Source organism: Halomonas sp. ATBC28 (assembly GCF_005937175.1).
GTDB lineage: Bacteria > Pseudomonadota > Gammaproteobacteria > Pseudomonadales > Halomonadaceae > Vreelandella > Vreelandella titanicae.
Map to the genome: position 1 here is coordinate 38,773 of NZ_VCQL01000002.1, position 21,284 is coordinate 60,056.

Genomic DNA, 21,284 nt, shown 5'->3' on the forward strand with positions numbered 1-21,284 from the left:
CTCGACTCGCTGGGAGGCAGTAAACTCACTGCCTCCTCGGAGCGTTGTGATAGGGGGCAAGCCTGGCGGTAATGTCGATCAGGTTGGCCAGCAACGGCACCAGGACGTTGAGAGAGACCAGGTCGTCATCGTCGAACGGGCTCACTTCCCGCCCTCGGTAGAGGTTGAGGGTATAGGCACCCTGAGCCCCGCGCAGGGTCAGGGCGACGTTGTCTACCAGATCGGGAAAGGCGAACAGTGGCCGCCTTAGGTTAGCCCGCGATGGCCGTTCGGCGCTCGTCCAACATTCCTTTATCGAGAATAAAGCGGATAATCTCCTCAAGCCCTACGCCGTCATAGAGGTTGGTAAACACAAAGGGCCGCTCGCCGCGCATTTTCTTGGAATCGCGCTCCATGACCTCTAGTGAAGCGTGCACCTGCTCGGCGATATCGATTTTATTGATAATCAGTAGATCCGATTTGGTAATGCCCGGCCCGCCTTTGCGAGGTATTTTGTCGCCTGCCGAGACGTCGATGACGTAGAGCGTTAGGTCGGAAAGCTCGGGGCTGAAGGTCGCCGAGAGGTTGTCGCCGCCCGACTCGACCATGACCAGTTCCAGCTTCGGGTGACGCGCCTGGAGCTCATCAATGGCCGCCAAGTTCATCGAGGCGTCTTCACGAATCGCGGTATGCGGGCACCCCCCGGTCTCAACCCCTAGAATACGATCCGCCGGTAGGGCATCGTGCTTGAGCAAAAAGTCGGCGTCTTCGCGGGTGTAGATATCGTTAGTGACTACGGCGATATCGTAGTAATCACGCAGCGCTAAACAGAGTTGCTTGAGCAGCGCGGTTTTACCAGAACCAACCGGGCCACCCACACCAACGCGTAAACAGTGAGTCATTGTTCTCTCCTCGTTAACTTCTAGGTCATCTAACTTCGAAACAGGCGCGAATATTGGGTTTCGTGCAAGGCGCTAGCCAGTGCCAGGCCGGGCAGCACCGGGCCCAGCTCTTCATCATCCAGCGTAAGTGCCTGATTAACGGCATTCACTAGCGCGGGGCGCAGTTGTTCAATTACTCGCTGGGCAGCGGTGTGGCCAAGCGGCAAGGCTTTACAGGCCACCGCTAGCTGGTTCTCCATCCACGCCCAGGCAAACCCCAGCAGCGTTTGGCGAACAGACACGCCACGGACGTGGGCCGTGTAGGCAAACAGCGTTACATAACCTGCTTGGGGCGGAAGCAAGGGTGGGAGTAATCCCTCACTTTGCAACTGCTGCTCTCTAGGCAACAAGTTCAAGCTGCCCAGTAGGCGTTTTAGCGAGGCGCCCAGCCTGCTATCTTCGGCGGCGAGCTCGGCGGTTTCCCGGGTAGCAGCCAGCCACTCATCCCACGCGGCAATTGATTTACGACCTTCTGCCATGTCCGCCTGGCCAAACGCCTGACCAAACGCATCATGCAACCGCGCCAGCACTGGCAGTTCGCAGCGGGTTAAGCCATCTTCCAGCACACCGTTTAGCCACTCGGCGAGGCTGGCTTCATCGCGCACCCAGTCCAGCTCAAAGGCGCTTTCCAGACCTTGGGAAAAGGCAAAGGCGCCGATGGGTAACGCTGGGCTCACCAACTGCATCAGCCCTAGCAGCGCTAGCTCATCACTTTGGCTTTCTAGCGCAGTGAGTTCAGTGGGCATGGTGGTGCTCATGCGAGTGGTCATGATCGTGGTCGTGTGAATGACCGTGCGAATGACCATGTGAATGTCCGCCACCTACTTGGTTATAAGCACCCGGCTCCGGGTCGAACGTTGCGTTGTGGTGCTCTAGTTCGGCACCTAACAGCTCGGCGAGCTCTTCCAACACGTGATCCGGCGGAAAGCGCACCCAGCCGCCCTCTTCATCTTCACCCAGCGCCAGCTGTACGTGGCGATTGCCAAGATGGTAGGCCAGCCGTGCCAGCGGTAAGCCAGCACTCACTCGCGCGGTAACCACCGGTTCTACCGCGGCGCAGACACGCACCACTTCGCCGCTTTCGGCTTTTAGACCTTCGCCGCTGCGCAGCACCGGGCCGCGATCAAGAAACAGACCCAGTTCGCGGCCGCTATCGCTTTGGGCTTTTAAGCGCCCGCGAATACGTAGCTCAAAGGGTAGCGTGAGCGTATCGCTCGCCGCGCTTTCCTCTATCGGCCCTAAGCGTTCTATGAGTTTAAGCATTGGTATCATCCTGTTCAGAACCTGCAGTTAAGCACCCAGAAGCCGAGCCGGGGGTAGGTCGTAGTGAGGGTCTTTTGCCATGGCCGGAAAATGTTCCATACATTTCCGGCATTTCCTCCATCCATGGAGGGCAGATGGCAAAAGTAGTGTACAGGGATGTATTTACAGCGCCCTCACGTAGACCTACCCCCGGCACTGCACTTGCTGGCGGTCATAGTGCGCTATTCAAAACAAATGATAACGCTGAGCCAGCGGCAGTTCGGTGGCAGGCTCGCAGGTTAAAATTTCGCCATCGCAGCGCACTTCATAAGTCTGCGGGTCGACGGTCAAATCGGGGCAGGCATCGTTCAGCTTCATATCCTGCTTGCGCACTTGGCGCACGTTTTTGCACGCCGCGAGTTCGCTATTTAGCCCCAGTTTCTCTTTGATGCCCGCATCCAGCGCGGCCTGGCTGACAAAGCTGAGCCGGGTTTGGCTGGCCGCACGGCCGAAAGCACCAAACATATAGCGGTAATGCACCGGCTGCGGGGTGGGAATCGAGGCATTAGGATCGCCCATGGGCGCCGCTGCAATCATGCCGCCTTTGATCATCATCGCCGGCTTCACGCCAAAGAAGGCCGGTTTCCACAGCACCAGATCCGCCAGCTTACCGACTTCGATGGAGCCGACTTCATGGGCGATACCGTGGGTGATCGCAGGGTTAATTGTGTACTTGGCGATATAGCGCTTGGCGCGCAGGTTATCGGCCCCCAGGGCCTCATCTTCCGGCAGCAGGCCGCGCTGCACCTTCATTTTGTGGGCGGTTTGCCAGGTGCGGCAGACCACCTCACCGACCCGCCCCATGGCCTGGGAGTCAGAGGCGATCATCGAGATCACGCCCAAGTCGTGGAGGATATCCTCGGCGGCGATGGTTTCCCGGCGAATGCGTGAGTCGGCGAAGGCCACGTCTTCGGGGATATTGGGATCCAGGTGGTGGCACACCATCAGCATATCGAGGTGTTCGTCGATGGTGTTGACGGTGTAGGGCCGCGTTGGGTTAGTGGATGACGGCAGTACATAGGCTTTCGAGCAGGCGGTGAGGATATCCGGGGCGTGGCCGCCGCCCGCGCCTTCGGTGTGGTAGGTGTGAATACAGCGCTCTTTGAACGCGGCCAGGGTGTCTTCCACAAAGCCCGATTCGTTTAGGGTGTCGGTGTGGATCGCCACTTGCACATCGTAGGCATCCGCCACGTTGAGGCAGTTGTTGATTGAGGCGGGCGTGGTGCCCCAATCTTCGTGCAATTTGAGCCCCATGGCGCCCGCTTGGAGCTGGAGCTCCAGGGACTCAGGCAGGCTGGCGTTACCTTTGCCCAGAAAGCCAATGTTCATGGGCATATCGTCCACCGCCTGGAGCATTTTGCCGATGTGCCATGCGCCGGGAGTACAGGTGGTAGCGTTGGTGCCAGTCGCCGGGCCGGTGCCGCCGCCCAGCATGGTGGTCACGCCACTCATCAGCGCTTCTTCGACCTGCTGAGGGCAGATAAAGTGGATATGGGAATCGATACCGCCCGCGGTCAGGATCTTCCCTTCGCCGGAGATGATTTCGGTGCCGGGGCCAATGACGATTTCAACATCAGGCTGTACGTCAGGGTTGCCCGCTTTTCCAATCGCGGCGATGCGGCCATTTTGAATGCCCACGTCGGCTTTGACGATACCCCACCAATCCAGAATCAGCGCGTTAGTAATCACGGTATCCATCACCGTGTCGTCGGCGCGCTGGCTTTGGCCCATCCCGTCCCGGATAACTTTGCCGCCGCCGAATTTCACTTCATCGCCGTAGTGGGTAGCATCCTGTTCGACTTCAATCCACAGCTCGGTATCGCCCAGACGCACGCGGTCACCCACCGTGGGGCCATACATATCGGCATAGGCTTGCCGACTGATCTTGTTAACCGGTTTCATTGTTTACCTCCGTCGAGCGCGCCCATGACATCGCCGCGAAAACCGTAAATTTCGCGCTTGCCCACAAAGGGAATCAACGTGACTTCGCGGGTCTGGCCGGGCTCAAAGCGAATCGCCGTGCCTGCGGCCACGTCCAGACGAAAGCCTCGGGTTTTATCGCGATCAAACACCAGCGCCGGGTTGGCTTCGGCGAAGTGGTAGTGGGAGCCGATCTGGATCGGGCGGTCGCCGGTATTGGCCACCTCGACGCTAATCCGCTCACGCCCCGCGCATAGCTCGATATCGCCTTCTTTTAACTTGTACTCACCGGGAATCATTTGGTTGCTCCTTTGTTTTTTTGTGAGGTGTGAGGTGTAAAGAGAGAGGTATGAGGGGTGCGTAACCCACTACTACTCACCCCTAACTATTCACTCCTCACCCCTCACAATTAACCCCTCACACAATAGGCGTATGGACAGTGACCAGCTTGGTGCCGTCGGGGAAAGTGGCTTCCACCTGCACTTCGTCGACCATCTCGGCGACACCGTCCATCACATCCTCACGGCTAAGGATTTCGCGACCATAGCTCATTAAGTCCGCTACGCTGCGGCCATCCCGGGCGCCTTCCATAATCTCGAAGCTGATCAGCGCCACCGCTTCCGGGTAATTGAGTTTTAAACCACGCGCCTTGCGGCGCTCCGCCAATTGGGCGGCTGAGAACAGCAGCAGCTTGTCTTTGTCTCTTGGGGTTAATTCCATGGAATGTGTCTCCAGCAGTGCATCGCAGTGATGCTAATTAGGTTAGCCAAATTCGTGGTGTATGTGCTTCACGCTCGATCCAGCGGGGGCGCAGCAGTTGCCAAGCCTGTTCGCATAACGCCCAGGCTTCGTTACGCGAGTTGCCTAAATAGCGCAGCAGCAGAACACCGTGGCGGACGGTGACCGCCCAGCGCGGGTTATCCGGCAGCGCTTCACGCAAGGCTTCAATGGCAGCAGGCGCGTCGGCAATCCCCACTGCCCAGAGCGTGGCCTGCACCGTGGCACCGCCCTGCCCCCAGCGCCCGGCAAAGCGTGGGTGTAGTGGGTCTAGCGGTTGGCGCTCTAGCCACAGCGGTTTGCCATCCAGGGTTAAGCGGAAGTGCTGCTCAATACGCCCGGAAACATAGGGTAAGTCGCTGGCCGGGCGGCCCAGTGCCATCACTTCCCAGCCCAGACAACGGGCGCTGCCGTGAAGGTCAATTTGGGTGCGCTGTTCACCCTTGGAACCATCAAAGGCGATGGTCTCCTGGGGCAGCCACTCCAGAGTCGCGCCATCTTCAACGCTCAACCGGGTATGCTGCGTCCATGCCACGCCCTGGCTGTCGGCTTTATAGAGTTTATTGGCAGCCGGAGTCGTCAGCAGCGCATGGGCACCGCTCTCTACATGGGCACTAATGGTAAGCGCATCGCCGCTGACTAACCCGCCCGGCGGGTGAAGCACATAAACATGACAAGCCTCACTACGCCCTTCGGGATAGAAAGGGCGCTGCACCCGCAGTGGTCCCTGATGACGCGCCTGCACCATGCGAGTAGCACTGCCCCGATGAGCGAAGGTGAGTGCTAACGAAGCTGCCCAATGGCGGCCTGCATCGAAGCGGTGGCCAGAGGCAATGTGTGGTTTGGCGAGTTCGCACAGGATCATGGGTTGCTACCGCTTCCTTTTCACTAAGCCTTTGACATAGGTAAGCAATTAATGCGCCAAAATGGTGAAAAGCCCTGCTGTGCGGTCAATGGTAGGGATGAACGGCGGTGACTGGCAGTGCTACGCATCTAGGCGCACCAAAACAGCACCACATCAGACCTCAAATGCACCAAATAAATGCACTCACTACTTGCTTAGTGCTCAGCCTGCACTCACTCTTCACACCATTACTGCACAACGACCCGGTCACGCCCACCGCGCTTCGCTTCATAAAGGGCCTGATCAGCACGCTGCAGGGAGTGGTGATAGTCTGGGTGACCATCGTGAAGCGTTACACCCACGCTAATCGTCACGTTAAGCAGCGTATCGGCACCGGCGAGCATCGGCTCCTTAGCCACCGATTGGCGTAAACGCTCAGCAAATAACCGGCTGCCGTCATGGTCAGTATTGACCAGCACAATCAAAAACTCCTCGCCGCCCATGCGAAACACGTAATCACCTCCACGGGTGGAGCGATCAAGGATGCTCGCCACCTGCTGCAGCACGTTGTCGCCGGCGTCGTGCCCATGGGTATCGTTGATCGATTTGAAGTGATCGATATCTACCATCAACAGCGCAAAGCAGTGCTCCGAGTGGCGGGCAATGTCTATTTCGCGACTAAGCACCACTGACAAAAACTTGCGGTTGAGCAACCGGGTTAAGCTGTCGCGCCCTGCATCCAAACCGGAGGCGCGCTCTAACACATTGTCGAGCAGCATCAATACCGTGCGGGCAGCGTCACGAATCTCGCCCAGTGCCTTGAGCCGTTGGTTAATATCCTCATGCTGCAGGGCTTCCAGCCACTCACGATCCACTCGCTGAATATGGTGTGAAATAGTAGCAATCTCTGGCACACCCTCGAACGCATGGCACGCTTTATGGAAGTACCACAGACCAAAATCGGAATTGGATAACCGCGGCAGCGTGGCGATATCCTGCTGGGCGGCTATGGCAAACATCAGCGCATTCTCCCAATTCAACAGCGCCGAACGCTGGCGTTCACGCTCGTCGCCAATGCTCTGGGTGAGTGAAAACAGCTTGTACGCCTCTTCAGTGCGCGCATTACGGTCACTGGCCACCGAGTAGGCGTGGCTCATGATCTCCATGGCCATATCGATATGGTCGGAAACGTACACCGAGGCATCCCCCGGCGATAGCGGGCTTTTGAACGTGGCGTTGATCTGCTGATAAAACACCTGCTTCAGTTGCCGCGCTCCACTTAGCACCAGGTTGACCGGAATATCGATGCGGGCATGCACCTGCCCCACTTTTTCCTGCTGCTCAACCAGGGACTCAAAATCGGCGTGCTCAACGGCAAACATGGCCTTCAGCCAGCGCTGCATTGAGGGGTGTAAACGCTGCTCCACTTGATCGTTGGAGAGAAACAGCGAAGCATGCGGGTCTTCCAACATCACCCGGTAAAAGTGGTCAGCAAAGCTTTGCCCGTGGTGCTCTACCAACGTCTCGACTGCTTGCCGCAACGGTTTGGGCGTACGCTCCAGAAGCGCTTGCCACTCGGCGGCGAGCTGATGTTTATCTTTATAGCGCATACCCCACCTGCTTCTTATTGATCAACAGCCAATATTACACGCCAAGCATTTTCGTCAACCGAACACAGAGCAGGGTTTTAGCGAATAAGCCCGCCAGATATCTTCTGTCATGTGCATCACTTGACGGCGGTAAAAGCATCATGTATATCAAATGATAGACTTTTTAAGTATCAAATGAGGATAACATTATGGATATCCACTTCACTCAATACCAGCCACCCAAAGCTTTGGCGTCCGGTTTCTGGCAACAAATTGGCTTGCCAGCCAGAGGCCGCAAGTTGCATGAGCTGTTGCATGAAGGGGTGGAGTATCGTGTTTATCCCCAGATTGCCAAGGTATCAGGTATTGAGCAGAAGGCACTGGCGCGCTACGTGGATATTCCCTCTGCTACGCTTAGCCGTCGCGCCAAATCGGGCCGTTTCAAAATGGCAGAGAGTGACCGGTTGTATCGCTTTGCTGAGCTCTTTAAAGCGGCGCTGGATCTGTTTGAAGGCGACGCCGATGGCGCCCGCGCTTGGCTGCTCAAGCCTAATGCAGGGCTAGGCGGGCGCCGTCCCGTGGAAATGAGCGCGACCTCGGCGGAGTATCAAACGGTGCTGAACCTGATCGGGCGGCTGGAGCACGGGGTCTCGGTATGAGCGAGGTCACCGCCTATCGGCTGGTTAAGCGTAAGTTTCAGGAGACAGCGTTTGATGGCGAGGGCGCACGGCTTTACGGTGGGCGCTGGAACAGCCCAGGCAATGCCTGTGTGTATGTGGCAAGCTCCGAGTCGCTGGCACTACTGGAAAGTATGGTGAATCTGGAAAGCTATCGGCTGCTTAATGCCTATGCGCTGCTGCGCCTGACGCTGCCCGCCAAAAGCATTCTCAGCGTTGGCGCCGAAGATTTACCTGCAAACTGGCGGGAAGCACCCGCGCCCGCAGAGACCGCTGAACTTGGCGATGGCTGGCTAGCATCAGGCCAAAGTCTGGCACTGGCAGTGCCAAGCGTGGTCGTGCCGAGAGAGCTCAACTACATGCTCAACCCGGCACACCCCTTATTCGATCAAATCGTCGCAGCGGCCGAGGTGCTGCCATTTCAACCTCTCATCTGCCTCGGTGGCATAGCGTAGCTCACGCTTTTCACCACCGCCTCACCCATTACAGCTTTCAGCAGCGTGGCAATTGACCGCACAACTGTCACTCTCTCATCCGCTAAAATCCTGGCATCTATATAAAAAATACAACACGGCCCACAAAGCGTATCGAGTAAATGTATTTATCACGTTCAGTAGGGACTCTTTGGTATCGCATAGCGCTTTTTATGGCGTTTGTGGCGATGCATCTCCTATTGGGCGGGCCGCTGATTTCCCAGTATCAATCCGGTGGTCAGCATCATGCTAACCACCGCACTGACCATGCCTCTAGTCACCAGGGCGGGGGCCATCATCAGCACACGGCGCCACCAGCAAGTAAACACCATCATCATTCAGGCCATGCTGAAGCGGTAGAGCCGGTCTTCAACTGGTTTCACCAGTGTGGCTACTGCACTGTCTGGCAACAGTTTCCAACGGCACACACTTTTCTTCCTGCGATCAGCCTGCAAGCGTTTATCACCCACGATCAACTGCTGACGCAACCGACACAGGCGATGCAGTCCTGTGATAACTACCCTCACGCGCTAACGCGAGCCCCGCCCTTTTTGCGATCTGTATAACGCCACATCGTCAGTCCTTTCAGCCTGAAGCTCGCTTCCGGCTGGCGGCTGTCTACATCAAAAAAAGGGATCATCATGTCACACTCAACGGTTGTGCATGGCGCCGTTACGCCTGCCCGGTTAAAAAACCGTTTTCAACGACACGCACTGACGTTAAGCATCGCCGCGGTATCAAGCCTGGCTGCCCAAAGCACATGGGCACAATCATCCACCACTCACCACAACCATCATCAGGCGCTAAATACGATGGTCGTGACGGCTGTACCGCTAAGTTCACCGCTAACGGTGGAAACCGACCCGCGCATACCGCGACAACCGGCCCCTGCCAGCGACGGTGCCTACTATCTTCAGACCATTCCAGGGTTCTCTGCCATTCGGAACGGCGGCACTAACGGTGACCCGGTTTTCCGTGGCATGTTTGGCTCACGTCTACGCATACTGACAAATGGTAGCCAAATGCTAGGCGCTTGCCCGGCGCGAATGGATGCGCCGACGTCTTATATCTCACCTGAAAATTACGACAGCCTCACTGTCACCAAAGGGCCGCAGTCGGTTCTGTGGGGGCCTGGCGCTTCAGCGGCAACGGTGCGCTTCGACCGCGGCCCTGAGGAGTTCGATGAAGCCGGCGTACGAGTGGATGGCAGCGTCATGCTGGGTACCTATGGGCGATTTGATCGCCGCATTGATGCCGCGGTGGGCAATCAAGACGGCTATCTACGCATTACCGGCAACCAATCCGAAGCCAATGACTATAAGGATGGCGACGGAAACGTCGTGCCCTCGTTATGGGATAAGTGGAACGGCGATGTAGCGCTTGGCTGGACACCCGACGACGATACTTGGCTTGAGGTCACCGCTGGCCGTGGAGACGGTGAAGCCCGCTATGCAGGGCGTGGCATGGATGGCAGTAAGTTTCTCCGCGAAACCGTGGGCATCCGTTTCCGGCGCGAGAATTTAGGTGAACACTGGAAACGTCTGGAAATGCAGGCCAACTATGCCTATGCCGACCATATTATGGATAACTTCACGCTACGTTCACCGGGCAGCATGGACATGGGCGGCGGCATGGACATGGGTGGCGGCATGGATATGAGTGACGGCATGGCCATGCGGCTAGACCGTCGTACTCGGAGCGCCCGTGTCGCGTCAACGTGGGAATGGGAAAATACCACGTGGATCGCCGGTGTCGACGTTGAACATCAAGTACACCGCAACCTGGATAGCGAGCGCTGGCAGCCCGATTACGAGCAGACCCAGTTCGGTGCCTTCAGCGAGGTCACCCGTTATATCGGTGAACGTGACCGTCTTATTGGCGGTGCCCGCGTAGACCGCTATCGCGTCAGTGACGAGAATCTGGATACGGCGACCGCAGGCCTTACTCGCCGTGACACCCTGCCCAGCGCCTTTGTCCGCTACGAGCAAGATTTAGCCTCAGCACCGATCACCTGGTATGCCGGTATTGGGCATGTGGAGCGCTTCCCCGACTACTGGGAACTGAGTTCCAGCCAAGCAGGCCCGGCCGGTAGCGTGAATGCCTTCGACGGTGTTCAAGCCGAAAAAACCACTCAGCTGGACATCGGCGCGCAGTACAACGACCAGCGCTTAAGCGCATGGGTGTCCGGATATGCAGGGTATGTGAACGATTTCATCTTGTTTGATTACAACACCGCGAGCATAAGCCGTACTCAAGTCGATAACATCGATGCCCAGATTGCGGGTGCCGAAGTAGGCGCCAGTTATCAACTGACCGACAACTGGGTAAGCAATGCCTCGCTGGCCTATGCCTGGGGACGTAATGCCGACGATGATGAGGCATTACCTCAAATCCCGCCGCTGGAAGCGAATATAGGTCTGACCTATGCACGTGATGCCTACTCCGTGGGTGGCCTATGGCGTGGCGTAGCGGCACAGAACCGCACAGCCCTAGAAAAAGGCAATGTCGTCGGCCAAGACCTAGAATCGTCCTCAAGTTTCGGAGTGTTCTCGCTCAATGGCACGTATCAAGCGAGCAACCACCTAACGCTAAGCGTGGGTGTGGATAACGTTTTCGACACCACGTACACCGAGCACTTAAACCTGGCAGGTAATGCAGCCTTTGGCTATCCCGCTGATTTGGATCGCGGTATTAACGAGCCTGGCCGAATGGTGTGGGCGCGAGCCGATTTCAGCTTCTAATTCACTCAGGTGCTCAATAGAGCACCTATTTGCCCTTATTGATTAGCCGCCAGGCTAGATGCCTGGTGGCTTGGAGAGACCGCATGTCGACTGCATCACCCCCACAAGAAGGTAAGCGCAAGACCTTCGATCTGTATCGCGCCGTTTGGCGCTGGCATTTTTACGCTGGCCTGTTGGTGCTGCCGTTTATGATTACCCTGGCGATCACCGGCGGGCTGTATCTTTTCAAAGACGAACTGGATGCGCTAATACACGCTGATGTTAAGCGCGTGGCCGTGCAAGAAGTCACGCTCCCCCCCTCTTCGCTGGTAAGTGCGGCCCTACAGGCGCACCCCGGTACCGCCGTAAAATTCACCGACCCCGCAACGCCGGATAGCTCGGCGGAGATTACGGTCAACACAGTAGAGGGCGAGCGGTTAGCCGTTTACGTCAACCCCTATACCGCCAATGTGCTGGGAGCGCTGGATGACCGTGGTACGGTGATGTGGACCGTTCGCTATCTGCACAGTTTGAAATATTTTGGCCCCACGGCGCGCAAACTGATTGAAATAGTCGGCGGCTGGTCCATTCTACTAGTGCTTACCGGCATTTATCTGTGGTGGCCACGCCGCAAGGGCGCGGGTGGCGTGGTTAGCGTACGCGGCAAGCCCAAAACGCGCGTGTTCTGGCGCGACCTGCATGCCGTGCTGGGTATATTTGTGGGCGGGTTTATCGTCTTTCTGGCGATCACCGGCATGCCCTGGTCTGGCGTATGGGGCGCACAAGTTAATCAGTGGGCGAACGGTCACAATTTCGGTTACCCAGCAGGCGTTCGCGTTGAAGTGCCGATGTCGGAAGTGCGCTTAAACGAGCAAAGCCCGACCAACTGGTCTCTCGAACAGGCACAAGTTCCAGCATCTACGCAGGGGGCAAGCGAGACAACGAGCATTGGCCTTGACGGCGCTGTCGCTATCTTCAATGAACTGGGCTTACATCACGGCTATGCAGTAAGCCTGCCGACCACGGCAACCGGGGTGTATACCGGCTCGGTCTATCCCCATGACCTTAGCCAACAGCGCGTCGTGCATCTGGATCAGTACAGTGGCGAGAGCCTGATCGACATGACCTACGCCGACTACGGCCCCTTGGGCCGCTGGCTGGAGTTTGGCATCAACGTGCATATGGGTCAGCAGTTTGGATTATTCAATCAGCTACTGTTCCTGGCCGTCTGCCTAGCCATCGTTCTGCTGGCCGTGTCAGCGGCGGTGATGTGGTGGAAGCGACGCCCCTCAGGCGCTATGGGAGTGCCGCCTTTACCGTCCGATAAGCGTGTTTTCCGTGGTTTGATAGCGATGCTGGTGATCGGTGGCGTGATATTCCCACTCGTGGGGGCATCTTTGATCGTGATGCTGATCATCGACTGGCTGGTGGTTCGCCCGCGTCAGGAGCGCCGCCTCTCTAAACAAACCGCATAGCGCTACGCAGTCACCTTTGCCATCAACGCTGACACTGCGTCAGCGTTGATGGATGCGATGATAATAGTTAGCCGCTCGATACCAATTGTTTAAGGTCAGCAACGATGGACTCCAGGGTATCGCTATCGCGAATCATGAAGTGTGCATCCCCCTGCGGATCAAACGCGAACACGGCACTGGTGTGGGTAACGGTATAGTTGCCATGGGCATCTGGCTCATCGTAATCGTAGGTGACACGGTAGCGGTTTGCGACCGCATCTATGTCAGCACGCTCACCTGTTAAACCTATAAACTCAGGCCCAAACGCCTCCGTGTATAGCTGCATGACCTCTGGCGTATCACGGCTTGGATCAACAGAAATAAATAGCACCTGTATTTGATCGCGTACATCGGCATCAAGGCGCCTTAATGCAGTGGCCATTTTAGCGAGTGTAATGGGGCAAACATCGGGGCAGTGTGTGTAACCAAAGTAAAGCAGCGTTGCTTTGCCTTCATATAGCGTTTCATCGACCTCAACACCGTCTTCATTGACCAAGTCAAAGTCAAGTGCTGGCATCATTTCGGAGATATCGGTCGTACGCCACCGCTGATCGCTACATCCCACCAGCAACACCAGCGCCAGAACAACAAGCAACTTGTTACACATGGACAAAGAGTTGCAGCACTGTTCTTTAGTTTGCACCAGGCGCCACCACCGTAAAGGAGACGGGCTGCTCTTGCTGATCCTCAAAGTGCAGCACAACCTCCACGCTATCACCTTCCTCTAACGCCTGAGTACGGTGCATGAACATAAGATGATACCCCTTGGGCGCAAAGGCAAAGCTTTCACCTGGAGCGACGTCGATTTCCTCCACCACATGCATCTGCGCAACATCGTCTTCTTGCGTACTGACATGCATGTGGGTCATATGAAACGCAGCGCTCTCTGCCCCCACTAATGTTAACGGCGTATCACCGGTATTCGTAAGATTGAAATAACCAGCTCCAGGTAGATCACCCGGTAACAGACTTAACTTAGCGTCGGTTACTTCAACTTCAGCGGCGTAAACACTTCCTGCACAAAGAGCCATAATACATATACTTAGCGTTGCATTTGCCACGATTTTTAACATGTGAGAACTCCACATCATTGATTATTAACAGATAGATGACAGTCCACAGTTTGACTGATACTGGCGAGAGTTAATATCGAGAATGAGATGACCATTCACCGTGTCATAAAAAAAAGGCGCGAAGCCTTTTTCCGAGGACGCTACGCTGTATAAGCCACACACCCCATAGCCATAGTTAACGCTTTGAAGATGTTGTAGCTCTATCGTACTTGACGTTTGCAGCGCTGCCACCAGCGCGCGCTGGACATCCTCATTTTCCTGCTGACCCGACATGGCCTGACTACCAAACAGTAGCCCACCCAACACCAGCATTGCAGCAATGGGTAATACAACTAACAGTATAAAGGAGCGTTTCTGGCGCATAACGATGCTTCTCGGCAATGTCCCGCAATAATATTTAAGCAAGCAAATTACTCTACCGAGTATCATTCTGTTTAGCGAATGAGAGAAGCTTTTGCGCCAATCTGCCGCACCCTTTGGCTTGTCAAACAGCCAAGCGGATGGGCGCGAACTACTTTTGCCTTATAGAGATTGGCCGATAAATGGACTGAATTTGAGCTGGAAAGAGTGACGCACCTTGCCGCAGTGCGGCCAATGAGGAACACCTGACTGTGGTAACAGCCGCTATACCTTCTGGGCACCCCGATGCCTGGCACGACAATGCGCAAAACACCCATCCCGTTTTCAACGGTGCTTTTGCTAGCCAGCTGACTCACCTTTCTGCTTCGCTCCACGCTTTTATCCGCTTGACAACGTATTAATCACGCCACAAACTTAGCCAAGGCTATACTTCTTTCCTCGGGAAAATCAGTTTACACAAAGCAATTTCACCCCATCTACCTCATGACGAGTCTGGAGCTAAATAATGGCAACAAAATATGCCGTGATTCTATTGGGAACGCTGCCTTTTAGTGCGTTGGCAACTGCCGATGAAACGCCCTTAAACGTGGTGGCAACGATTGGGATGATTGCCGATGTAGCGCAGGAAGTAGGCGGCGAATGCGTTAATGTGGAAGCCATGATGGGCCCCGGCGTAGACCCCCACCTGTATCAGGCAAGCGCTAGCGACGTGGCCTTGCTGCGGGGCGCCGAACACATTCTCTATTCAGGCTACTCATTGGAAGGGCAGCTGGGGAGTGTGCTGGAGAATTTCTCGGCACGAACACCCACGCTTGCCGTGGCGCCCGCTTCCATTGATCCGGCGTCGTTGATCACCGCTCAGGATGTCTACGGAGTCGACCCTCACCTGTGGATGGATGTCTCTTTATGGGCCCAAACACTGCCCACCCTAAGCGATGCATTGAGCGAAGCACGCCCTGAGTGCGCCACGACGATTGAAACCAATACCGAGCGTTATCAGGCTCAATTGCTAGCCCTGCATGAGTGGGTTAAAGAGAGCATTGCCAGCATCCCCGAAGAGCAACGTATTCTCGTCACCGCCCACGATGCATTCAGCTATTTTGGCCGTGCCTATGACATTGAGGTGGAAGGGATTCAGGGGATCAGTACCGAAACCGAAACCGGGATCGCCGATATTCGCAGCATGGCGGATAGCGTTGTTGCCCGTAACGTGCCCGCCATATTTGTCGAGAGCACCATCAATCCACGCACCATTCAGGCAGTGATCGATGCAGCAAGGCAGCGCGGCCATGATGTGACCATCGGCGGCCAGCTTTATTCCGACGCCATGGGCGATGAAGGCACGGTAGATGGTACCTATATGGGCATGATCTACCGTAACACCCAGCACATTGTCGAGGCGCTAGGCGGTTCCTTGGCCCCGCTGCCAAAGGCACTGGATGACTGGGCCAGCGAGTGGCAACTCGCTCAATAAGCATTCGATAAGGCAGTGATCCATGGCGACATCCGACCTTACAGACACCGCACTGAGTATTAAAAACCTGACGGTGAGCTACCATAACCAGCCCGTGCTTTGGGATATCGATCTGGATATCCCCGCCGGTGTCATGGCGGGCATTGTCGGCCCTAACGGGGCGGGCAAGAGCACGTTGATCAAAAGCCTCCTGGGGCTGGTGCCGTCGCTGTCAGGCGAGGTGATGGTGCATGGGCGGCCTTACGCCACGCAGCGTAAACGGGTGGGCTACGTGCCCCAGCGCTCAAGCGTTGACTGGGATTTTCCCACCACTGCACTGGATGTGGTCACCATGGGGCTTTACGGGCGTTTAGGTTGGCTCAAAAGACCGGGGCGAAAAGAGCGCCACGAGGCTCAGGAAGCACTTGAGATGGTCGGTATGAGTGCCTTGGCTGAGCGCCAGATTAGCCAGCTCTCAGGTGGCCAGCAGCAGCGCGTATTTTTGGCCCGTGCGCTGGTGCAGCAAGCCGATGTGTATTTTCTTGATGAACCCATGGCGGGCGTCGATGCCACCACCGAGCGGGCCATTATCGATATCCTGCGCCGCCTGCGCGACGCGGGCAAAACGCTGATTGTGGTACACCACGATCTGCAAACGGTTCGCACCTACTTTGACTGGCTACTGCTACTCAACGTGCGAGTCATCGCCAGCGGCAAGGCCGAGGAGGTGTTCAAGATCGATCACCTGCGCCAGGCTTACGGCGGCCAAATCGCGCTACTTAACGACAATGAATCGTTAATGTTTTCCGCCTCAAAGGTGAAGTAACCCATGGTGTGGCTTGAGCTTTTATCTGACTACACCTTTCAGAATGTAGTCATTGGCGCCTCGCTGCTGGGGCTGATCAGCGGCCCGCTGGGCTGTTTTGCGGTGCTGCGTCGCCAAAGCCTGCTGGGAGACGCAATTTCCCACGCAGCCCTTCCCGGCATCTGTTTAAGCTTTATCATCACCGGCAGCCGGGATATTGGCGGGATTATTATTGGTTCACTGATCACCGGCTCCGCCGCCGCGCTGATTATGCTGATGCTAACGCGCTTAAGCCGCCTGAAAACTGACGCAGCCCTGGGCGCCTGCCTGAGTATCTTTTTTGCCGTGGGTATCGTTCTGCTCACCTATATACAGAGTACCAATAACGCCTCCCAGGGCGGTCTTGAGGCCTTTCTGTTCGGTCAGGCCGCCGCGACGCTGCGCTCCGATTTATGGGTGATGGGCAGCATTACGCTGGTTACGCTGCTGCTGCTTGCCGTCTTCTGGAAACAGGCCAAGCTGGTCACCTTTGATGCGGAGTACGCCCGCACGCTCGGCATGCCTATCACCGTGATTGAAGCATCGCTCACCGCTATGGTTGCGCTAGCAGTCGTCGTCGGCCTGCAGATGGTCGGTGTGATTTTGATGGCCGCCATGATCGTGGCACCCGCGGCCGCCGCCCGACAGTGGAGCCGCCACCTAGGCGGCATGCTCACCATCGCCGCAGGCGTCGGTATTGTCAGTGGTGTTTCAGGGGCAACCATCAGCACCCTATCGCGTGGCCTGGCAACCGGCCCGCTGATTGTCCTTACCGCAACCGCCATCGTGCTTATATCGTTGGCATTGGCGCCCGGCCGTGGCCTGCTGTGGGGTGTGATAAAGCACTATCGCCAGAAGTCAGCGCTGCAGAAACAGCAGCTACTTTATGCGCTATATAAACACTCGGCCGATCCCTCATGCGCCCCCTCAACACTCGGTTCACGCAGGATGCTCAACAAGCTTAAGCAGCAAGGCTACCTAATCCGCTCTCCACGCGGTGCCACCCCAAGCGACGACGGCTGGGGGCTAACGGCACAGGGCCAGGCGGAGGCTAGAAGAGTGGTCGCGGCCTTTGAGGAATTAGCATCATGATGGCAGAGCTACTGACCACAACTGCCCTGCCCATTATGCTAGTGGGCGCGATGGTAGGCATCGCCTCCTCGGCGGTGGGCACCTTTTTAGTGCTGCGCGGCAACAGCATGTTATCCGACGCAATCAGCCATTCGATTGTGTTTGGCATCGTCATCGTCTGGCTGCTGACCAAGCAACAGAGCGGGCCGGTACAACTGATCGGGGCCGCCCTCACTGGGCTGTTAACCGTCCTGCTCACCGAAGCCTTAGCGAGCACCAAACGGGTCAAGCAGGATACCGCTATCGGCCTGGTCTTCCCGGCTCTGTTCTCTATCGGCGTGCTGCTGTTGAATATTTATGCCAATGATGTGCATATCGACACGCATACCGTGCTGCTCGGGGAGATCGGTTTTGTCTGGCTGGATACACTCGACATCTTCGGCCTGCCCATCCCTCAGGCGCTGGTATCGATGAGCGTGATGACGGTGCTCAACTACGCGTTTATCGGACTCTTTTATAAGGAGCTGAAGCTGGCCACCTTCGATCCGGCGCTGGCCAAAACGTTCGGCTTTATGCCCTCGATTCTTTTCTATGTACTGCTAATGCTAACTAGTTCCACTGCCGTAGCGGCCTTTGATGCGGTAGGCGCGGTGCTGTTTATCGCCTTTGCCATTGTTCCCGCCTCCGCCGCCTATTTGCTGACCGACCGGCTGTGGATGATGTTTATCATCGGTGCGCTAATTTCTATCGCCTCGAGTATTTCTGGCTACTACCTCGCAGTGTATCTCAACGTCTCCATTGGCGGCATGATGGCCGTCATGACTGGCGTATTCCTGATGCTCGCCTTTCTAGCAGGGCCACGCTACGGCGTGATTACCCAACTGGTCAAACGCCAACGGGCACGCCAGGCGCCGGTGGAGCCGCCGCCCAGCGTTTGAAGCCCAGCTTTTGGAAACACGGCTCATCCGCGCGCAAAAAAGCGACCGCCTTTCGACAACCGCTTGGCCGGGCAGACGGTAACCGGGTGTGGATAACTTAAACCGTCAGATGCTGCTTGATCAGCTCATTGGAGAGCTCGCTGATCTCACCTTTGGCCACCGGTCGGCCGCGATCCATGATCACAAAGCGGTCGGCGTATTTACGGGCAAAGGGCAGCTTCTGCTCTACCAGTAGCACCGTTAGGCCATCTTCGTTGATCAACTGGCGAATCACCTGGCCAATCTGGGCGACGATATTGGGCTGAATGCCCTCCCCTGGCTCGTCCAAAATCAGTAGTTTGGGTTCGATGACCAGTGCGCGGCCAATCGCCAGCTGCTGCTGTTGCCCGCCGGAGAGATCGCCGCCACGGCGGTGTTTCATCTCTTTTAGCACTGGGAACAGTTCATAGACCCGCTCTGGGATTTTCTTCAGCCCGTCACTGCGGGCGGCAAGGCCGGTGCGCAGGTTCTCCTCTACGGTCAGCAGCGGAAATATCTGCCGCCCTTGGGGCACGTAGCCAATTCCCAACCGCGAGCGCGCCTCAACGGCTTTTTTAGTCAGCTCGATCTCGCCTGCCTCGGCGGTATAGCGCAGCTCGCCACTTTTGACGGCCACTTCACCCATCACGGCTTTCAGCAGCGTGGTTTTACCCACGCCGTTGCGTCCCATCACGCAGGTACACTGGCCAGCAGGCACCTCAAGGTCAAGATCCCAGAGGGTGTGGCTTTCGCCGTAAAACTGGTTGAGCTTTTCGATCGCTAGCATCAGGCGGCCTCCTCGTCATCGGCACCCAGGTAGACCTCAATTACTTTGGGGTCGCTGGAGACTTGATCCATGGTGCCTTCCGCCAGCACGCTGCCCTGATGCAAGACCGTCACCTGGCGGGCAATCGAACGCACAAAGCCCATATCATGCTCCACCACCACCACGGACTGTTTACCGGCCAGCCCGGTGAGCAACTCGGCAGTGCGCTCCATCTCCTGCTCGGTCATGCCCGCCACCGGTTCATCCACAAGCAGTAGACGCGGGCGCTGCATCAGCAGCATGCCGATCTCCAGCCACTGTTTCTGGCCGTGGGAAAGAATACCCGCGGGCTGGTGACGCAGCTCCGTCAGGCCGATGGTTTCCAGTACTTCATCAATGCGGTCTTTGATCTCGCCGGTCATGCGGGCGGTCAGGGTAGGAAAAATCCGCTTGTCCGCCGCCATGGCCAGCTCCAGATTTTCAAACACCGAGAGCGCTTCAAACACGGTGGGTTTTTGAAACTTGCGGCCAATGCCCAGGCTGGCAATATCGGGCTCGTTCATGTGCAGCAGGTTATGGCGGCTCCCGAACCATACGCTGCCGCTGGTGGGGCGGGTTTTGCCGGTGATGATATCCATCATGGTGGTTTTGCCCGCCCCGTTGGGGCCGATAATGCAGCGCAGCTCACCGTCGTTGATGGTTAGGTTGAGGTTATTGATGGCTTTAAAGCCATCGAAGCTCACGGTGACATCTTCCATGTAAAGGATCGGCCCGTGGCGAACGTCCACCGGCGAGGCTTGGGGCGCCATAAAATCGAACACCCGGTCACGCTGGGACAGCGATTGCAGCAAACTCATGCGGAGGCCTCCTTGGATGTCTGTTGATGATCAGGGTTAGCCGAATCGTCGCGCTTGCGACGCTTGAGGTAGCGAAACAGCCCCGCTACCCCCTTGGGCAGAAACACTGTGACCAGTACAAACATCGCACCTAACGCAAACAGCCAGGCATCAGGCATGACGCCGGTAAAGATGGTTTTGGCATAGTTAACCAAAATGGCACCAATCACTGCGCCATAGAGTGTGGCGCGACTGCCCAGTGCGACCCACAGCACAATCTCGATGGAGAAAATCGGCGAGAACTCGCTGGGGTTGATAATCCCCACTTGCGGCACGTAGAGCGCCCCCGCCAGGCCTGCGAGCATCGCCGAGACCACAAACACAAACAGCTGAAAGCGCTCGACCCGATAACCGAGAAAGCGCGTACGCGCTTCGGCATCCCGAGTGGCCACGCTGACCCGCCCCAGCTTGCTGGTCACAATCGCACGGCACAGGATATACCCCAGCGCCAGCGCAACGCCGGTGGCCAGGAACAACCCTAGGCGCGTGGCATCGCTGCGCAGGTCAAAACCGACGATTTCGCGGAAGTCAGTCAGGCCGTTATTACCGCCGAAGCCCATCTCGTTGCGGAAGAAAGCCAGCATCAAGGCAAAGGTCAGTGCCTGGGTGATAATCGACAGATATACCCCGGTGACCCGTGAGCGAAACGCCAAGAAGCCGAACACTAACGCCAGCAGCCCCGGCGCCAGCAGAACCATGGCAAAGGCGAACCAAGCCATATCGAAACCGTGCCAGAACCACGGCAGGCTGTCCCAGTTGAGGAACACCATAAAGTCCGGCAGCACCGGATGGCCGTAGGTACCGCGATCGCCAATCTGGCGCATCAGGTACATGCCCATGGCGTAACCGCCAATGGCGAAAAAGGCGCCATGGCCGAGGCTCAAAATGCCCAGATAGCCCCACACCAAGTCCACCGCCACGGCCAGCAGTGCGTAACTCAGGTACTTGCCAAACAGGTTGACCGTATAGGCGCCCACATGCAGCGGGTTATCCGGCGGCACTGCCACGTGCAGGAGGGTGACCAGCGCCAGCGCGGCCAGTAGCACGCCGAGAAAAATCTGCGTAGAGCGTTCGCTGAATGGGCGTGTTAGCCAAAAATTCGTCGATGATTCGGTCGTTAAAGACATCG

24 protein-coding genes are annotated in these 21,284 nt (G+C 56.8%); 10 read left to right on the forward strand and 14 right to left on the reverse strand.

What is annotated here, in order from left to right; translation table 11 throughout:
• Nucleotides 1-46: 46 nt before the first annotated feature.
• Nucleotides 47-250 carry a hypothetical protein gene (locus tag E0L35_RS02155; RefSeq protein WP_138799482.1) on the forward strand — a complete coding sequence of 68 codons (204 nt, stop codon included), beginning with the start codon at nt 47-49 and terminating at the stop codon, nt 248-250.
• Between the two features lies 1 nt (nt 251).
• On the opposite strand, the gene ureG is transcribed toward E0L35_RS02155, so the two are convergent.
• The 8 genes from ureG to E0L35_RS02195 form a co-directional block, all read right to left on the reverse strand.
• Nucleotides 252-881: an urease accessory protein UreG gene (gene ureG / locus E0L35_RS02160; RefSeq protein ID WP_138799483.1), complete on the reverse strand. Its 630-nt coding sequence runs from the start codon at nt 879-881 to the stop codon at nt 252-254.
• A 29-nt stretch (nt 882-910) separates the two neighbouring features.
• The gene (locus E0L35_RS02165) at nt 911-1,666 is read right to left on the reverse strand and encodes an urease accessory UreF family protein (protein WP_171051103.1); all 756 of its coding nucleotides are present in this window, start codon (nt 1,664-1,666) and stop codon (nt 911-913) included.
• Nucleotides 1,656-2,183, reverse strand: coding sequence for an urease accessory protein UreE (gene ureE / locus E0L35_RS02170; RefSeq protein WP_138799484.1), 528 nt, complete (start codon nt 2,181-2,183; stop codon nt 1,656-1,658). Before ureE ends, E0L35_RS02165 begins: the two co-directional genes overlap by 11 nt.
• Before the next feature lie 225 nt (nt 2,184-2,408).
• Nucleotides 2,409-4,124 (reverse strand): urease subunit alpha, encoded by a 1,716-nt coding sequence (gene ureC, locus E0L35_RS02175; RefSeq protein WP_138799485.1) that lies wholly within the window; start codon nt 4,122-4,124, stop codon nt 2,409-2,411.
• A complete protein-coding gene (locus E0L35_RS02180; protein ID WP_027957896.1) occupies nt 4,121-4,441 on the reverse strand; it encodes an urease subunit beta in 321 nt (106 codons plus the stop codon). The genes ureC and E0L35_RS02180 overlap by 4 nt, the downstream gene beginning before the upstream one ends.
• A gap of 118 nt (nt 4,442-4,559) precedes the next feature.
• Nucleotides 4,560-4,862 (reverse strand): urease subunit gamma, encoded by a 303-nt coding sequence (locus E0L35_RS02185; RefSeq protein ID WP_022521353.1) that lies wholly within the window; start codon nt 4,860-4,862, stop codon nt 4,560-4,562.
• 37 nt (nt 4,863-4,899) lie between these two features.
• Nucleotides 4,900-5,784 carry an urease accessory protein UreD gene (locus E0L35_RS02190; RefSeq protein ID WP_009286154.1) on the reverse strand — a complete coding sequence of 295 codons (885 nt, stop codon included), beginning with the start codon at nt 5,782-5,784 and terminating at the stop codon, nt 4,900-4,902.
• Between the two features lie 227 nt (nt 5,785-6,011).
• The gene (locus E0L35_RS02195) at nt 6,012-7,373 is read right to left on the reverse strand and encodes a diguanylate cyclase (RefSeq protein ID WP_138799486.1); all 1,362 of its coding nucleotides are present in this window, start codon (nt 7,371-7,373) and stop codon (nt 6,012-6,014) included.
• Nucleotides 7,374-7,561: 188 nt separating this feature from the next.
• Here E0L35_RS02195 and E0L35_RS02200 point away from each other — a divergent pair, with 188 nt between their 5' ends.
• From E0L35_RS02200 to E0L35_RS02220, 5 genes are all read left to right on the forward strand, one after another.
• On the forward strand, nt 7,562-8,011 hold the full coding sequence (locus tag E0L35_RS02200; RefSeq protein ID WP_138799487.1) for an antitoxin Xre/MbcA/ParS toxin-binding domain-containing protein: 450 nt from the start codon (nt 7,562-7,564) through the stop codon (nt 8,009-8,011).
• Complete coding sequence (locus tag E0L35_RS02205; protein ID WP_138799488.1) at nt 8,008-8,484, forward strand: RES family NAD+ phosphorylase; 477 nt, start codon at nt 8,008-8,010, stop codon at nt 8,482-8,484. Before E0L35_RS02200 ends, E0L35_RS02205 begins: the two co-directional genes overlap by 4 nt.
• Nucleotides 8,485-8,690: 206 nt before the next feature.
• Entirely contained in the window at nt 8,691-9,068 is a 378-nt protein-coding gene (locus tag E0L35_RS02210) for a hypothetical protein (protein ID WP_171051095.1), read from the forward strand.
• A gap of 75 nt (nt 9,069-9,143) precedes the next feature.
• Nucleotides 9,144-11,243, forward strand: a complete 2,100-nt coding sequence (locus tag E0L35_RS02215) for a TonB-dependent copper receptor (RefSeq protein WP_138799490.1) — start codon at nt 9,144-9,146, stop codon at nt 11,241-11,243.
• A gap of 83 nt (nt 11,244-11,326) precedes the next feature.
• On the forward strand, nt 11,327-12,697 hold the full coding sequence (locus tag E0L35_RS02220; protein WP_138799491.1) for a PepSY domain-containing protein: 1,371 nt from the start codon (nt 11,327-11,329) through the stop codon (nt 12,695-12,697).
• 67 nt (nt 12,698-12,764) lie between these two features.
• Here E0L35_RS02220 and E0L35_RS02225 read toward each other — a convergent pair whose 3' ends face one another.
• The 3 genes from E0L35_RS02225 to E0L35_RS02235 are packed head-to-tail and all read right to left on the reverse strand — an operon-like array spanning nt 12,765 to nt 14,172.
• Nucleotides 12,765-13,379 (reverse strand): SCO family protein, encoded by a 615-nt coding sequence (locus tag E0L35_RS02225; RefSeq protein ID WP_249362076.1) that lies wholly within the window; start codon nt 13,377-13,379, stop codon nt 12,765-12,767.
• Nucleotides 13,369-13,809 (reverse strand): copper chaperone PCu(A)C, encoded by a 441-nt coding sequence (locus E0L35_RS02230; protein WP_171051096.1) that lies wholly within the window; start codon nt 13,807-13,809, stop codon nt 13,369-13,371. Before E0L35_RS02230 ends, E0L35_RS02225 begins: the two co-directional genes overlap by 11 nt.
• Nucleotides 13,810-13,833: 24 nt before the next feature.
• Nucleotides 13,834-14,172, reverse strand: a complete 339-nt coding sequence (locus E0L35_RS02235; protein ID WP_138799493.1) for a hypothetical protein — start codon at nt 14,170-14,172, stop codon at nt 13,834-13,836.
• Nucleotides 14,173-14,674: 502 nt separating this feature from the next.
• Here E0L35_RS02235 and E0L35_RS02240 point away from each other — a divergent pair.
• The 4 genes from E0L35_RS02240 to E0L35_RS02255 are packed head-to-tail and all read left to right on the forward strand — an operon-like array spanning nt 14,675 to nt 18,475.
• Nucleotides 14,675-15,643, forward strand: a complete 969-nt coding sequence (locus E0L35_RS02240; RefSeq protein ID WP_035581816.1) for a zinc ABC transporter substrate-binding protein — start codon at nt 14,675-14,677, stop codon at nt 15,641-15,643.
• 22 nt (nt 15,644-15,665) lie between these two features.
• The gene (locus E0L35_RS02245; protein ID WP_089691170.1) at nt 15,666-16,448 is read left to right on the forward strand and encodes an ABC transporter ATP-binding protein; all 783 of its coding nucleotides are present in this window, start codon (nt 15,666-15,668) and stop codon (nt 16,446-16,448) included.
• 3 nt (nt 16,449-16,451) lie between these two features.
• Nucleotides 16,452-17,558, forward strand: coding sequence for an iron chelate uptake ABC transporter family permease subunit (locus E0L35_RS02250; RefSeq protein WP_138799494.1), 1,107 nt, complete (start codon nt 16,452-16,454; stop codon nt 17,556-17,558).
• Nucleotides 17,555-18,475 carry a metal ABC transporter permease gene (locus E0L35_RS02255; protein ID WP_009286158.1) on the forward strand — a complete coding sequence of 307 codons (921 nt, stop codon included), beginning with the start codon at nt 17,555-17,557 and terminating at the stop codon, nt 18,473-18,475. The genes E0L35_RS02250 and E0L35_RS02255 overlap by 4 nt, the downstream gene beginning before the upstream one ends.
• A gap of 97 nt (nt 18,476-18,572) precedes the next feature.
• On the opposite strand, the gene urtE is transcribed toward E0L35_RS02255, so the two are convergent.
• The 3 genes from urtE to urtC are packed head-to-tail and all read right to left on the reverse strand — an operon-like array spanning nt 18,573 to nt 21,282.
• A complete protein-coding gene (urtE, locus tag E0L35_RS02260; protein WP_138799495.1) occupies nt 18,573-19,280 on the reverse strand; it encodes an urea ABC transporter ATP-binding subunit UrtE in 708 nt (235 codons plus the stop codon).
• Nucleotides 19,280-20,116 carry an urea ABC transporter ATP-binding protein UrtD gene (gene urtD / locus E0L35_RS02265; RefSeq protein WP_022521345.1) on the reverse strand — a complete coding sequence of 279 codons (837 nt, stop codon included), beginning with the start codon at nt 20,114-20,116 and terminating at the stop codon, nt 19,280-19,282. The genes urtE and urtD overlap by 1 nt, the downstream gene beginning before the upstream one ends.
• On the reverse strand, nt 20,113-21,282 hold the full coding sequence (gene urtC, locus E0L35_RS02270; RefSeq protein ID WP_138799496.1) for an urea ABC transporter permease subunit UrtC: 1,170 nt from the start codon (nt 21,280-21,282) through the stop codon (nt 20,113-20,115). Before urtC ends, urtD begins: the two co-directional genes overlap by 4 nt.
• Nucleotides 21,283-21,284 lie beyond the last annotated feature (2 nt).

Coding starts and splice junctions, on each gene's coding strand:
- ureG (WP_138799483.1), bottom strand. CDS start 881: ATGACTCACTGTTTACGCGTTGGTGTGGGTGGCCCGGTTGGTTCTGGT.
- E0L35_RS02165 (WP_171051103.1), bottom strand. CDS start 1,666: ATGCCCACTGAACTCACTGCGCTAGAAAGCCAAAGTGATGAGCTAGCG.
- ureE (WP_138799484.1), bottom strand. CDS start 2,183: ATGCTTAAACTCATAGAACGCTTAGGGCCGATAGAGGAAAGCGCGGCG.
- ureC (WP_138799485.1), bottom strand. CDS start 4,124: ATGAAACCGGTTAACAAGATCAGTCGGCAAGCCTATGCCGATATGTAT.
- E0L35_RS02180 (WP_027957896.1), bottom strand. CDS start 4,441: ATGATTCCCGGTGAGTACAAGTTAAAAGAAGGCGATATCGAGCTATGC.
- E0L35_RS02185 (WP_022521353.1), bottom strand. CDS start 4,862: ATGGAATTAACCCCAAGAGACAAAGACAAGCTGCTGCTGTTCTCAGCC.
- E0L35_RS02190 (WP_009286154.1), bottom strand. CDS start 5,784: ATGATCCTGTGCGAACTCGCCAAACCACACATTGCCTCTGGCCACCGC.
- E0L35_RS02195 (WP_138799486.1), bottom strand. CDS start 7,373: ATGCGCTATAAAGATAAACATCAGCTCGCCGCCGAGTGGCAAGCGCTT.
- E0L35_RS02200 (WP_138799487.1), top strand. CDS start 7,562: ATGGATATCCACTTCACTCAATACCAGCCACCCAAAGCTTTGGCGTCC.
- E0L35_RS02205 (WP_138799488.1), top strand. CDS start 8,008: ATGAGCGAGGTCACCGCCTATCGGCTGGTTAAGCGTAAGTTTCAGGAG.
- E0L35_RS02210 (WP_171051095.1), top strand. CDS start 8,691: ATGCATCTCCTATTGGGCGGGCCGCTGATTTCCCAGTATCAATCCGGT.
- E0L35_RS02215 (WP_138799490.1), top strand. CDS start 9,144: ATGTCACACTCAACGGTTGTGCATGGCGCCGTTACGCCTGCCCGGTTA.
- E0L35_RS02220 (WP_138799491.1), top strand. CDS start 11,327: ATGTCGACTGCATCACCCCCACAAGAAGGTAAGCGCAAGACCTTCGAT.
- E0L35_RS02230 (WP_171051096.1), bottom strand. CDS start 13,809: ATGTTAAAAATCGTGGCAAATGCAACGCTAAGTATATGTATTATGGCT.
- E0L35_RS02235 (WP_138799493.1), bottom strand. CDS start 14,172: ATGCGCCAGAAACGCTCCTTTATACTGTTAGTTGTATTACCCATTGCT.
- E0L35_RS02240 (WP_035581816.1), top strand. CDS start 14,675: ATGGCAACAAAATATGCCGTGATTCTATTGGGAACGCTGCCTTTTAGT.
- E0L35_RS02245 (WP_089691170.1), top strand. CDS start 15,666: ATGGCGACATCCGACCTTACAGACACCGCACTGAGTATTAAAAACCTG.
- E0L35_RS02250 (WP_138799494.1), top strand. CDS start 16,452: ATGGTGTGGCTTGAGCTTTTATCTGACTACACCTTTCAGAATGTAGTC.
- E0L35_RS02255 (WP_009286158.1), top strand. CDS start 17,555: ATGATGGCAGAGCTACTGACCACAACTGCCCTGCCCATTATGCTAGTG.
- urtE (WP_138799495.1), bottom strand. CDS start 19,280: ATGCTAGCGATCGAAAAGCTCAACCAGTTTTACGGCGAAAGCCACACC.
- urtD (WP_022521345.1), bottom strand. CDS start 20,116: ATGAGTTTGCTGCAATCGCTGTCCCAGCGTGACCGGGTGTTCGATTTT.
- urtC (WP_138799496.1), bottom strand. CDS start 21,282: ATGTCTTTAACGACCGAATCATCGACGAATTTTTGGCTAACACGCCCA.